Source organism: Streptomyces sp. NPDC054863 (genome assembly GCF_053610825.1).
Window position 1 is genome coordinate 1 of sequence record NZ_JBSGZD010000234.1, and the last position, 12531, is coordinate 12531.

Below are 12531 nucleotides of genomic sequence, written 5' to 3' on the forward strand. Positions count from 1 at the left end.
GTACGACCAGCAGCACCGTCGCCGCCGCCCCCGCCGCGACGAGCAGCGAGGTGTTGCGGGCGCCCGAGGTGTCCGGGGGCGTGGTGAGCCGTACGGGATCGGGGCGGGCCGCAGCGGCGGACGCGGCGGCCGTGGTGGCGCCCGCCACCGCGCCGTACGGGTCCAGGGCGGGCAGGTCGCCCGGATAGGCGGTGCGCAGCAGCCGCTCCCGTACCTGCGGGGCCGTCAGCTCCGGGTGGTACGAGCGGACCAGGGCCGCCGTGCCCGCCGCCACCGCCGCCGCCAGCGAGGAACCCGACCCCGTCCACTTGCCGTCGCCCACCGGCCCGGGACCCACCAACGCGTCTCCCGGTGCCGTGAGATCGGCCCGGGTGAAGCCCGGAGCGGTGTCGGGCCGGGTGCCCTGCGGGCCCGTGTCCAGGACGGCCAGCGCACCGGGCGGCGCGGCCGGAGCGGGCTTCGCCCGGCCGGCCGTGGTGCCCGGCGGGACACTGTCCGCCGCAGCGGGCACCACCACCAGGGCGTCCTTGCGGGCGGCGAAGGCCAGCGCGTCCCGTACCGCCTTGTCCGCGCCGTCCAGCGGAGCCGTCACCGTGATCACCCGGGCCCCGGCCCCCGCGGCCTCTCTGACCCCGGCCGCGAGGCGGCCCGGGTCCGGATCACCGCGCTCGCCCGTACCCCGTACCGCGAGGATCCGCGCCTGCGGGGCGACCCCGGAGAACCCCTGTCCCGGGGTCATGGCTCCGGCGATCAGGCCCGCCTGGAAGGTGCCGCGGCCCACGCAGTCCTTGCCCGCGTCGCCCAGCGCCTTCACCCGGCCCGCGAGCACGGCGGGCGCGTCGCTCACCCCGGTGCCGACGACCGCGACCGTCACGCCCCGGCCCTGCGAGAGGGCCCACACCTGGTCGAGCCCGAGCGCACCGCGTGTCCAGGGCGCGTCGGAGGTGGCCCGGCCCTTGAACGACGTGCACTTCTTCTGCGCGTCCAGCCGCTCGGGCACCCCGGGCAACACCACCTTCCCCGGCTTGCCCTCATCGGCCAGAGCAAGCGGCCCGGGCAGGGCGAGGGCAGTACAGAGCAGCAAGCTGACGGTCGTACGACGACGCATGGATCCGATCCTCGGTTTGGGGAGCCCCTCAGGGGCGCGGGGAACTGCGCGACCAGCCACAACGGACCCGCACGTACAAACACTCACCGGACGGCCGTCAGATCCTCCGGAAGCAGAAGCCGCAGATCGTCCAGACTCGGCGCGGCAACGCCACTCAACCGCCCCGCCTGCCGCGTCATCATCTGCTCCAACGTCTGCCGCGCCAGCCGCGCGTTGCCGAACGTACGCCCCCTCGGCAGCCCCTCGAAGTGCTCCCGCAGCGCACTCGCCGCACCCGGCGCGCACTCGTAGCCGTTGTCCACGGCGTGCTGGCGCACGATCGTGACCAGCTCGTCCGACGAGTAGTCCGGGAACTCGATGTGCCGGGGGAACCGGGACGCGAGCCCGGGGTTGGAGCCGAGGAAGCGCTCCATCTCCTGGGTGTAGCCCGCCACGATCACCACCACCTCGTCCCGGTGGTCCTCCATCAGCTTCAGCAGCGTGTCCACCGCCTCCTGCCCGAAGTCGGAGGTCCCGCCGCCGCCCGCCGGAGTCAGCGTGTACGCCTCGTCGATGAACAGGACGCCGCCCAGCGACCGCTCGAAGACCTCCCGGGTCAGCTGCGCGGTGTGGCCCACCCAGCGCCCCACCAGGTCCGCGCGCGAGACCTCGACCAGCTGGCCGCGCGGCAGCACCCCCAGCGAGGCGAGCAGCTCGCCGTACAGCCGAGCCACCGTCGTCTTGCCGGTGCCCGGCGGACCCGCGAAGACCAGGTGGTTGCTGATGCGCGGGGCCGGCAGACCGGCCTCGGTGCGGCGGCGCGCGGCGGCGAGCAGATTGACCAGGTCGCCCACCTCGCGCTTGACCGCCGCGAGACCCACCAGCGCGTCCAGCCGCAGCAGCGGGTCGTTGCCCTCGGCCGAGGCCGCCGCGTGCTCGCTCACGCCGACGTCCTCGGCGGTCAGCACCGCCAGATCGCGCTCGTTGACCTCCAGCAGGCCGGACAGGCGCGAGGCCTGACGGTCCACCATCTCCTCGAAGACCTTGCGCGCGGTACGCCCGTTGCCGAAGCCGGCGTCGCGCGGGATGGACTCGAAGTGCGTGCGCAGCGCGGTGCGGGCCGCAGGCGCCAGCTCGTAGTGGTGGGCCGTGCACATCCGCTCGGCGATGGTGACCAGCTCGTCCGACGTGTAGTCGGTGAACTCCACGCTGCGGGTGAAGCGGGAGGCCAGACCCGGGTTGGAGGCGAGGAAGTCGGTCATCTCCTTGGGGTAGCCGGCCGCCACGACGACCACGTCCTCGCGGTGGTCCTCCATCAGCTTCACCAGGGTGTCGATGGCCTCCCGACCGAAGTCCGCGCCCGAACCGCCGCCGTCCGAGAGCAGCGTGTACGCCTCGTCGATGAACAGCACGCCGCCGAGCGCCTTGTTGAAGGTCTCGGTGGTCTTGATGGCGGTGCCGCCGACGATCTGCGCCACCAGGTCCGCGCGCGACACCTCCACCAGGTGCCCGGAGCGCAGCACCCCCAGCGAGGCCAGGATCGACCCGTACAGCCGGGCCACCGTCGTCTTGCCGGTTCCGGGCGGGCCCGCGAAGACCAAGTGGCGGCTCATCGGCGGGGCCGGCATGCCGAGGCTGGCGCGGCGCTGCGCGAGCCGGTTCAGATTGATCAGCGTCAGCACCTGCTGCTTGACGTCGTCGAGGCCGATCAGCGACTCCAGTTCGGCCACCGGGCCCGTGCCCTTCTCCGGCTCGGCCGCGATCGGGACCGCGCCGCCCGGCAGCCGCCCGTCGCCTGCCGCCTCGGCGCCCGCCGCGCTGCCCCAGGCGTCCGGCGACGCGTTCTCCGCACTGTTCAGGCCTTCGACGGCGAGCCTGTCACCCGGCATCGCCTGCCGCAGGCCGCTGCCCCTGTTGTCCCGCATGGTGCAGCCGATCAACGACACCGGGTCGGTGCCCTCGATCCGTACGCCGTCGGCGCCCGAGCCCGTCACCTCGCACGCGTTCAGCGCGGCCCGCCCGCCCGCCGCGACCAGCACACCGTGCTCGCCGGCACCCGTCACCCGCAGCCGGGCGGCGGACAGTTCGCCCTCCGCGTCGACCTGGACGCCCGCTCCGCCCACCGCGTCCACGGAGGTGTCGCGCAGGGTGAGCGTGCCGAGCTTGCCGACCACCGCCCCCGCTTCCGCCGCGGTGCGCAGCGTGCTCCCGCCGACGTACAGGTTGCCGTGCCCGGACACGTGCACGGCCGAACCGCCCGAGTCCTCGACGACGCACTCCTCCAGCCGCCCCCGCCCGTCCTTGGCGACCTCCACCCCGTGCGCGGCGGACCGGGCGACGGCCGCGCGGCGCAGCAGCGGATTGGCGCCGCCGCGCACGACGATGCCGGACGTGCCGCTGTCGCGTACCTCCAGCCGGTCGAACTCGGCCGCGGAGTCCTCGTCGAGCAGCACCCCGACGGCCTTGGCGTCCTGCACCACGGTGCCGGTCAGCACGGGCGAGGAGAGGCCGGTCACCCGGATCCCCGCGTCCTGGGCTGCGGCGAACACGCACTCGGTGAACACCCCGCGGCTGCGCTCGGTCACGAACAGGCCGTGCCCGGCCGTCCGTTCGGTGCGGCAGCGGGTCACGGCGGGGGAGCTGCCCGCCCCCAGCACCAGCCCGTGCCCGGTCGTGTCGCCGACCGTGACGTCCTCCAGCACCGTCTGCCCGGTGGAGCTGACGTAGACGCCCACCACGGACTCGCGCACCGTCCCGCCGGACATCCGGACCGAGCTGTCCTCCTCGACGGCGACCCCCGGCTTGTCGGCGGCGGATATCGCACAGTCCTCCAGGACCACCTGGGCCTGACCGTTGGTCAGCACCCCGTTCCCCCGGGTGTCCCGCAACCGGCTCCTGCGCACGGTGATCCGCCCGCGCTCACCGGCCACCACGGCGGAGGTCCCCAGATGCTCGACGAGGCAGTCCTCCAGGAAGCTCTCACTGGCCGAGGTCGACACGACCCCGGCCCCCGCCGGATTGCTCACCCGGCACTGGCGCAGCGCCAGCGACCCGCTGCCGCGCGCGAACAGTGCCGCCCAGGCGGAGCCGTGCACCTCGCACCGGTCCATCGCGAGCTGGCCGCGCGGTGCGTCGACCACCGGCAGCTCGTCGTCGTGCCCGCGCAGCACCAGGTCACTGACCATGACCGCGTCCCCGGTGAGCGTCAGCGCCGTCCCGCGCCGGGGCACCAGCTCGACCGTCCCCGGCCCGTCCGCCGCGGTCAGCGTGATCGCCGCCGAGACGGTCAGGGCCTCCTCGTACCGCCCCGGTCCGATGCTGACGACGGCCCCGGTACGGGCCCGGGCGACGGCCTCCGCGACGGTACGGAAGTCCCCCGTACCGTCCGCTGTGACGGTGAGCATCTGACGTGACACGTAACTGACCTCCCGGACCCCGGGGCCACTGGGGCGCGACGGGGACACGCGGCATGTGGGGCGTGTGCAACTGATGTGTTCATCATGCCTGTTGCCGCAGGTCGCGCGCCATGGCGGTCGGGCTTCCGGTCCCACCCCGCTGCCCGGCACGGGGCTTGCCGGAAGGTGAACGGAGATCGGTGGCGCCACCCGAGGCGCGGATCAGTACCCCCGCTCCGGTCGCGGGGCGAGGGAAGCGGCGGATTGTGCGGGACAACGACGAAGCTCCTGAGGGCGGGTTCACAGCCAAGATCACCCAGGTCCGTCAGGAGCTTCGTGTGCCTGTCCGCCGTCGGCTTCGACCGCGGGGCCCGTCGGGTCACCGGCGAGAGAGTCCCGGTGCGGCGCGGCAGCCGCCCATGGGATCACACACGGCCCAGGGGGCGGAACACTCGGTCAGCAGCAGTTGGGGAAGTCCCACGTCCACCATCCTGCCCCGAGGGTGGGACGAACCCGGCCCACGGTGGCGCCGTTGCTGTTTCCAAGGGAGATGGACGTGCGGAAGCCGTCTATGTCCTGGCCGCTGGTCACGTAGATCTTGCTCGCGGCGCGCGCGGAACCACCCATGGGATCGGGCATGCCCAGGGACACCCATCCGCTCCACTTGCCGTTGGAGGTCCAGCGCGTCCACACCGCGTAGTCGGTGCCGACCAGGAACTGTTCCTTCTGGCCCGTCGGAAGTTCATGCTTCGTTACGCCGTAGTCACATATGTACTTGCCGTTGCCGCCCGCAGTGCAGATGTCGGCTGCCTGGGCGGGCGTGACGGCCACGGCCATTCCCGCCATGGTCATGATGGCGACAACAGCAGCCTTGAACTTCTTCAACCTGAACACCTTGTTCTTTCGACGTGGTCCACTCAAGCCGGGCCTTCATGCCCGGTCATGACGCACCGTCAGCCTACTGGTTGCCGGCGACCCGCCCGCACGCCCCGCTGCCAAACCACGTCCGATGCCGGTCAGTTCGAGGGCGGCCCCGTCGGAAGGCGGCGAAGTGGTGCACGCGCGGCGCCCAACTGGGCGTAGCGCGCACGATGGTTGAGGTGGAACAGGGCAGCAAGGCCCGCGGTGGGTTCGAGCATCGGGGCATCTCCCGGTGGTACTGCCTGGACGTACCGCTTGAGGGGACGCAGGTGCGTCCGGTTCACGGCCGAGTCGGTCCGGCGGGCGGTGCGGGGCCGGTGGAGAGGACATGGTCGACGGCGGCGTTGAGGGTCTCGGTCTCAGCGATGAGGACGGATTCGCGGGTGGGCAGGGCGCGTTCGACCGAGAGTCCGTTGAGGACGGTGAGAAGGAACCTGACGTTGCGGGCGTGGTCTCCCGGGGGCAGTGCGCCTTCCTCGGCGAGCACGGTCAGCCAGTGTTCGACCCGGCGCTCCGCCTCCCGCTCATGGCCGAGGTACGCGGTGCGTACCGCTTCGGTGGGCTGGGGTTCGATGAAGGTCCGATACATCGTGCCCCATGCGGTTCGCGCGTCCTCGTTGGTGCCGAGCGGCGCGAGAACCTGCCGCAGGCAGTTCAGCAGCCGTTCGCGGGGCGGCAGTGTCCTGTCCCGGATCGGGTCACCGGGCAGCAGGTGTTCGTAGATCCGCGCGAGCAAGCTGTCCTGCAAGGCGCGCTGGGTGGGGAAGTGGAACCTCAGCGAGCCGGTGCTCACTCCCGCACGCGCGGCGACCGCTCGCACGCTCAGCTTCGCCGTCATGTCCTCGGCAATCATCTCCGCAGCGGCCTGCAGGATCTTCTCGCGTGTTTCCATACCCAGCCCTCAGTCGCTTTTCCTCCCCCACACTGTACTAGCACGCCGTACTAGTACAGTGTGTTAGCGTGGTCTCCAACACGCTGTACTAGTGATGTTGCGGCTGATGTGCGAAGGGCGGGCGGGCCATGGGGTGGAAGCAGCGGGCGGCATCGAAGCGCCTCAAGCCGGGAGACGGCAGGGAACTGCAGCGGTTCCGCTGGTGGCAGCTCCCCGTTCGCTCCCTGTTCTGGCTACGGCTTCCCGGTGCGGGCGGGCATGCCCGCCCGCACGCCGTCGACGTACGGCACTGGGCGCGCTTGGACAACAGCAAGATCCGGGCGCATCTTTTCCTGGACGGCAGGCACGTGGCCGAGTCGAAATTGCCCGCGATCTTCCCTGTCGACGGGGGTGTCATCGAGGTGGCGATGAGCAACTACGGCATCAGGCGCTGCCACTACCGCCCCTTGGACGGACGGCCGCGGCAGCTCACGCCCGACCCGGCCTCGGCGGAGGGGCGGCGGGCGCGCTTCGGCGCCCGCCATCCGGGACTGAGCCGGGCGATCGGCATCGGATCCGTGTTGCTGCTTGTCATCGGTGTGAGCCTGAACCTGTTGCAGCTTGCTGAACCTGTCTCTCACATCCCTCCCGTCATGCAGCGGGTCGGAACGTTCGCATCGCCGATACACCTGCCGATCTGGCTGAACCTCGCACTCGGGGGCGGGGCCGTTCTGGCGAGCATGGAGCGCGCGCTCCGCCTGCGGTACTCCTCTCTGCTCGACGCGGCGGGTCACTGACCCCTCGAAGCGGGGAAGGCGCGACCGCGTCAGTCCTCCTCGGCCGGCCACGTACGCGACCGGCACGGCCCGACTGCATGGAATGACATGAGCACGGCGAAAGGAAAGTCATCATGGTTCAGTTGAGGCCAAGGCCCGCCGCCCGGTACGGAGCGGCGTGCGCCACCGCCCTCATGGTCCTGACCGGGTGTTCGTCCGGCGGCCCGGGGCTGCGCAGCACGTCCGCAGCGGGCACGTCGGCCTCGACCCCCGCCCCGGACCCGCTCACTTGGAGCGCGTGCGGGAAGAACCTTGAATGCGCCACGATCAAGGTGCCGCAGGAATACACCGAGCCCGATGGCGCGCAGATCCCGCTCGCGGTCATGCGGCACCGGGCCACTGATCCCGGCCACCGCATCGGCAGCCTGATCTTCAACCCGGGCGGACCCGGGGTTCCCGCCACCGAAACACTGCGCAATCTGCCCAAAACGGTGGGCACTCCTGGCGCCTTCTCGCCCGCGTTGCTCGCCGGATTCGACGTCATCGCGATGGACCCGCGCGGTGTCGGGGGATCGCAGGCCGTTCGCTGCCTGACCGACAAGCAGCGAGCCGACGCCGTCGGCACCGCCTTCGACCCGGCGATCCCCGGGGGCAAACCCCTGCCGCGGCTGCTGACCGATGCCGCCGCGTTCACCGACGGGTGCGCCACACAGCAGAGCAAAGAGTTCCTGGCCAGCCTTTCCACCGACAACGTGGCCCGCGACATCGACCAGGTTCGCTCCGCGCTCGGCGAGGACAGGATCACGTATTACGGCTTGTCCTACGGCACCGTGGTCGGCCCGATGTACGCCACCCTCTTCCCTCACCGCGTCCGCCAGATGGTGCTCGACGCGCCCGTCGACACCAACCTGTGGTTCGGCAACTCCCTCACCTTCCTCAACGACGTCGCCGTGGCAAGCGAACGGACGCTCAACGCCTGGTTCAGGACCTGCCGCACCGAAGGGACCGCAGTGTGCCCGTTCGGTGCGGGAGACCCGCAGGCTGCGTTCGACGCACTGATCGGCACGCTGGAAGCGACGCCGCTGAAGATCACACCTGCCAAGGGCGTCACCCCGGGCGGCGAACTCGACGGCGCCATGGCCCTTGAGACCACCCGAGCACTGGCCGGCGACCAGAACACCTGGCCGTTGCTGACCTCGGCGCTGCTGGCCGCACAGGACGGCAACGGCGCACCCCTGTACACCTTGTGGAACAGCGTCACGGTGTCTCCCTTCCCTGTCCCCACCGCGATGTTCGAAGCTCACACCGCGGTGCGCTGCGCCGACTGGCAGACCCCGGTCGGCATCGCCGCGCACAAGGCAGCGGCCCACAAGGCCGTTACGGAGGCCGGGCGGATCGGGACCCGGGCCGCCTACTCCGCCCTGAACTGCGCCCGGTGGCCCGCGCCGAACACGGACCGCGTCACCAAGCCGCTCACCGGCGCCGGTACGCCGCCGGCACTGGTGGTCGCAGGCCGACTGGACCCCGTCACGCCCCACCACTGGGCCGAGAACATGACCCGAACCCTGGACTCCGCGGTCCTGCTCACACGTGAAGGAGTCGGACACGGCTCCTACGGCACCAACTCCTGTGTAGACAGCGCAGTTGACGCCGCCCTCATCCACGGCACCCACCCCGCCGACGGCACCGTATGCAAGACGGAGAAGCCCGCCACCACCCGCCCCCTTGCGGTTGCGAACCGTTGAGTCACGGCCGGTCTTCTTCACCCGCGTACGCCTACGCACGGCATGACCGTTGGTCGTGCGAAAAGACACGCTCGCGGGCCAGAGCGGCAGACGAGGCCGAGCCGACCGAGCAGATCCGGACCATTCAGCAGGAGCCGAAAGGGGAAACGCACCACGATCCAGGACGCGCACGCACCCCGAGCGGCACAAGCCGGTCTGATCACTCCGTTACGGGCAGGCATTCGGCGAGCAGATCGACGATGTCGCGCCAGGCCCGCTGTGCGTGTCGTGGGTGGTAGCCGACGCCCGCGGGGGTGGTGTGGTTGACCGTTGGGTGGTGGAAGGCGTGCAGGGCCCCGCCGTAAACCACGCAACGCCAGTCGACGCCCGCGTCCTGCATCTCGGCGGTGAACGCTTCCCGTTGCGCGGGCGGCATGATCGGGTCTTCCGATCCGACCCCCGCCCATACGGGGCAGCGAATGCGTGCCGCCTCGCCCGGCCTGCCCGTGGTCAGTGCGTTGACCGTACCGATCGCGCGCAAGTCGGCTCCATCGCGCCCGAGTTCCAGCACGATCGCGCCCCCGGTGCCGTAGCCGATTGCGGCGACCCGGTCGTTGTCGGTCCGTGGTTCGGCGCGCAGCACATCAAGTGCAGCATGGCCCATGCCCCGCATCCGGTCGGGGTCTGCGAGCAGCGGCATGCAACGGGCCAGCATCTCCTCGGGGTTGTCCACATAGCGCCCGCCGTGGAGGTCAAAGGCCAGCGCCACGTATCCCAGCTCGGCCAGGGCGTCGGCCCGGCGGCGCTCGACGTCGCTGAGCCCCATCCCCTCAGGCCCGATCAGGACTGCGGGCCGACGCTCATCGCCGGCAGGGAGCGCGAGGTGCCCGACCATCGCGAGAGCATCGGCCGTGTATTCGACCGTACGTGTGGTGATCGTCATGAGGCTGGACCGTAGTGACCGTCCGGCCAGGTCGGGCCGGTGTTCACCGTCGGCAGAAGGTGGTCCTTCGCGGCTGCACGAGGATCGCTTGCGCTCGTCGTACTTCTTCGAGGCGGGGTGCGGTCCGAGGCTTGCCAAGGCGGAGAGGTGGAAGGCCCGCAGCAACCCGCGGTGGTAGCGGCGGGGACGACGCATGTTCCTGCTGCCCCGTCCGAGTCCCGAGGCGCCGGGACCATGTCCGGAACCCCTGGAGTCTCATCGACCCTACGAGTCACCGACCCAGATCCACGCCCGGAACGTAGGACAGCCACTTAACGCAGCGCGGCGGCGATCAGTCCTTCGAATGCCTCGCGCCGCACTTCGCCGCCGTTCACCAGTCGGTCGAAGACCAGTCCGTCGATGCAGGTCAGCAGAGTGTGAGTGCGGTTCTCGGCGTCGGTGACGCCCTGCTTGGTGAGGAACAGCCGGACGGCCTCGCGGCCGGCGTTCTCGCGGGGTACGAGGATCTCGCGCAGCTCCTTGTCGCGCACGCTCTCGATGGCGCAAGCGTGGCGGGCGAGTGAGCGCCGGCGGCCCTCGCCGGTGAGCCGCTGGCGTGTGAGCGTCACCATGCCGTCCACCAGTTCCTCGACGGTACGCAGAGGTGGAAGCTTGTCGGCCGTCGCGTGAAGTTCCGCCTGGTCGAGTTGGACCAGGCGGGCGACGAGTCCGGTCAGCAGCGCGGCGCGGGTGCGGAAGTAGGCCGAGGTCGTACCGGGCGGCATGGCCGCTCTGCGGTCGACCGCCCGGTGGGTCAGGCCGCGCATCCCTTCCTCGGCGAGGACGTCGAGTGCCGCGTCTGCAAGGAGGGTGCGCCGATCCGAAGCCATGACCCCTTTCTACACCCGTAGAGACTCAGGATAGGGTCTTCTTCTACAGATGTAGAAGAAGGGGGGGCTCCGTCATGGGCAACACGGCAGTGGTGGTCGGAGGAGGCATGGGCGGGCTGGCCGCCGCGATCGGCCTGCACCGCATCGGATGGGACGTGACGGTCCTTGAGCGTTCGTCCCAGCTTGAGGACGCGGGGGCAGGCATTTCATTGGCTGCCAACGGCCTGCGGGCACTGGACGAACTAGGCGTCGGCGGGGCGGTCCGGGACGCGTCGCGAGGCCAGTACAGCGGTGGCACCCGGACCCCCCGGGGCAGTTGGCTGGCCCGGATGGACGGCTCGGCACTCCAGAAGGCGGTCGGCACGCCCATCATGGGCATCCCCCGTTCCACCTTGCACCGACTGCTGCGCGAGGCGTTGCCTGCCGGGTCCCTGGTGATCGGCTCCGAGGCGACCACGGTCGAGCAGGCCGACCCGGGGACGGTCCACGTCGGCTACAACGCCACGGTCCTGGAGGCCGATCTGGTGGTGGCGGCCGACGGCATCGGCAGCACAGTCCGCGGCCAACTCTTCCCGGACCACCCCGGCCCGGTCCACAGCGGCTCGACGGTGCTGCGCGCGATCACCGAGCACGCGGTCGATCTGCGTACCGACTTCGAGCTGACCTGGGGGCGGGGCGCGGAGTTCGGACACATCGCTTTCCTGGACGGGAAGGCCGAATGGCACGCCGTCCTCAGCCTCCCCGCCGGGACGCGGTTCGCCGACCCACTGACCGAACTGCGCCGACGATTCCACACCTGGCACGACCCGATCCCCGCCCTCCTCGACGCGACCCGGCCCGAGGCCGTGCTGCATCACGACGTGAACGAACTCCGGACGCCTCTACCTTCGTACGCGGTCGGCCGGATCGTGCTGCTCGGCGACGCGGCCCATGCGATGACCCCCAACCTCGGACAGGGCGCCTGTCAGGCACTGGAGGACGCGGTCACTCTGACCGCCGCCCTCGGTGCCGAGTCCACCGTCGAGGCCGCGCTCGCCCGCTACGACGCCGAGCGCCGGCCGCGGAGCCAGGCCGTCGCAGCAGCCGCCCGGCAGGCCGGGAAAATGGGCCAACAACTGTCCCACCCGCTGGCCGTCACCCTGCGGAACACCGCGATGCGACTGACACCGTCCCGCGTCGCCACACGTATGATCCTACGTCACCACGCCTGGGTCCCACCGTCGTTGACCTGATCCGGCCCGCGCCCGCCCCCTCACCACCAGGCACCCACTGGATGGCCTCCTCCGAGAGTGCGAGAGGCGCCAGGCCAGGGCGGGTCCCGGTCACGCTCGCCGGGCGATGAGTTCTTGCGGTGCCAGGAGTCCGGGCCGCGACATCCTCGTTCTGAACAGCGCCAGCATCATCAAAGCGTTGCTCAAGGCCGACCTGATCGACGAACTCTGCATGACCGTACTTCCGACCACTCTTGGTCAAGGCGTACGCCTGCTGCCCGACGGCCTCTCGTCGACATGGCGGCTTTCCCACGCCACCACCACCCCTGCAACAGGCGCCATCACCCTGTGCTACCGCCATCCATGAGACTGCGGCTGCAGTGAGCACAAGAAGAGACAACGTGGTCTCCCCTGCGAGCGGAGCCAGTCGCAGCACCCCTGCCTCGGAACTCGCCGCGCCCGCTTCCGCACGTGGGAGGTTCCGCACACCCGGCTTGATGACGCTCTCTGCGCGTTCTTCACGGGCCGGTCTGGCGGCTGTGCCTGGTGCGGTTCGGTCGGCTTGTGCCGTGACGTGCGGGCGGTGTGGCATGTCTGTTCCGGCTGGGGGAGGGGACGGGCAGGGGCCCGGCACCGCTCGGGGTCCGGGCGGGTTGTTCTCCTTCGCGCGGCCGGGCGGCGGCGCGCGTCCCGGGCCCGGCCGGTCCCGGCAAGCCCTTTGGGGTACGGGTGAG

Annotated in this window: 10 protein-coding genes; 4 read left to right on the forward strand and 6 right to left on the reverse strand. The window is 71.0% G+C overall.

What is annotated here, in order from left to right:
* From ACWGIG_RS29585 to ACWGIG_RS29600, 4 genes are all read right to left on the reverse strand, one after another.
* On the reverse strand, window positions 1-1108 hold a 1108-nt coding region (locus ACWGIG_RS29585; protein WP_453324749.1), incomplete at its 3' end, for a S8 family serine peptidase.
* Window positions 1109-1191: 83 nt separating this feature from the next.
* Window positions 1192-4491 carry a right-handed parallel beta-helix repeat-containing protein gene (locus ACWGIG_RS29590; RefSeq protein WP_453324758.1) on the reverse strand — a complete coding sequence of 1100 codons (3300 nt, stop codon included), beginning with the start codon at window positions 4489-4491 and terminating at the stop codon, window positions 1192-1194.
* Window positions 4492-4938: 447 nt separating this feature from the next.
* A complete protein-coding gene (locus tag ACWGIG_RS29595) occupies window positions 4939-5367 on the reverse strand; it encodes a hypothetical protein (RefSeq protein WP_453324750.1) in 429 nt (142 codons plus the stop codon).
* 316 nt (window positions 5368-5683) lie between these two features.
* On the reverse strand, window positions 5684-6295 hold the full coding sequence (locus tag ACWGIG_RS29600) for a TetR/AcrR family transcriptional regulator (protein ID WP_453324751.1): 612 nt from the start codon (window positions 6293-6295) through the stop codon (window positions 5684-5686).
* A 299-nt stretch (window positions 6296-6594) separates the two neighbouring features.
* Here ACWGIG_RS29600 and ACWGIG_RS29605 point away from each other — a divergent pair, with 299 nt between their 5' ends.
* Window positions 6595-7071: a hypothetical protein gene (locus ACWGIG_RS29605; RefSeq protein WP_453324752.1), complete on the forward strand. Its 477-nt coding sequence runs from the start codon at window positions 6595-6597 to the stop codon at window positions 7069-7071.
* Between the two features lie 113 nt (window positions 7072-7184).
* Window positions 7185-8795, forward strand: a complete 1611-nt coding sequence (locus ACWGIG_RS29610) for an alpha/beta hydrolase (RefSeq protein WP_453324753.1) — start codon at window positions 7185-7187, stop codon at window positions 8793-8795.
* A 199-nt stretch (window positions 8796-8994) separates the two neighbouring features.
* On the opposite strand, the gene ACWGIG_RS29615 is transcribed toward ACWGIG_RS29610, so the two are convergent.
* Both ACWGIG_RS29615 and ACWGIG_RS29620 read right to left on the reverse strand, forming a co-directional pair.
* Entirely contained in the window at window positions 8995-9717 is a 723-nt protein-coding gene (locus ACWGIG_RS29615) for a dienelactone hydrolase family protein (protein WP_453324754.1), read from the reverse strand.
* A 311-nt stretch (window positions 9718-10028) separates the two neighbouring features.
* Window positions 10029-10586 (reverse strand): TetR/AcrR family transcriptional regulator, encoded by a 558-nt coding sequence (locus ACWGIG_RS29620; protein WP_453324755.1) that lies wholly within the window; start codon window positions 10584-10586, stop codon window positions 10029-10031.
* A gap of 74 nt (window positions 10587-10660) precedes the next feature.
* Here ACWGIG_RS29620 and ACWGIG_RS29625 point away from each other — a divergent pair, with 74 nt between their 5' ends.
* A complete protein-coding gene (locus ACWGIG_RS29625) occupies window positions 10661-11818 on the forward strand; it encodes an FAD-dependent monooxygenase (RefSeq protein ID WP_453324756.1) in 1158 nt (385 codons plus the stop codon).
* A 106-nt stretch (window positions 11819-11924) separates the two neighbouring features.
* Window positions 11925-12164, forward strand: a complete 240-nt coding sequence (locus ACWGIG_RS29630) for a dihydrofolate reductase family protein (protein WP_453324757.1) — start codon at window positions 11925-11927, stop codon at window positions 12162-12164.
* Window positions 12165-12531: the final 367 nt, after the last annotated feature.

What these genes read in the sequence shown, in the direction of transcription:
- ACWGIG_RS29590 (WP_453324758.1), bottom strand. Translation starts at nt 4,491, where the DNA reads ATGCTCACCGTCACAGCGGACGGTACGGGGGACTTCCGTACCGTCGCG.
- ACWGIG_RS29600 (WP_453324751.1), bottom strand. Translation starts at nt 6,295, where the DNA reads ATGGAAACACGCGAGAAGATCCTGCAGGCCGCTGCGGAGATGATTGCC.
- ACWGIG_RS29610 (WP_453324753.1), top strand. Translation starts at nt 7,185, where the DNA reads ATGGTTCAGTTGAGGCCAAGGCCCGCCGCCCGGTACGGAGCGGCGTGC.
- ACWGIG_RS29615 (WP_453324754.1), bottom strand. Translation starts at nt 9,717, where the DNA reads ATGACGATCACCACACGTACGGTCGAATACACGGCCGATGCTCTCGCG.
- ACWGIG_RS29620 (WP_453324755.1), bottom strand. Translation starts at nt 10,586, where the DNA reads ATGGCTTCGGATCGGCGCACCCTCCTTGCAGACGCGGCACTCGACGTC.
- ACWGIG_RS29625 (WP_453324756.1), top strand. Translation starts at nt 10,661, where the DNA reads ATGGGCAACACGGCAGTGGTGGTCGGAGGAGGCATGGGCGGGCTGGCC.
- ACWGIG_RS29630 (WP_453324757.1), top strand. Translation starts at nt 11,925, where the DNA reads ATGAGTTCTTGCGGTGCCAGGAGTCCGGGCCGCGACATCCTCGTTCTG.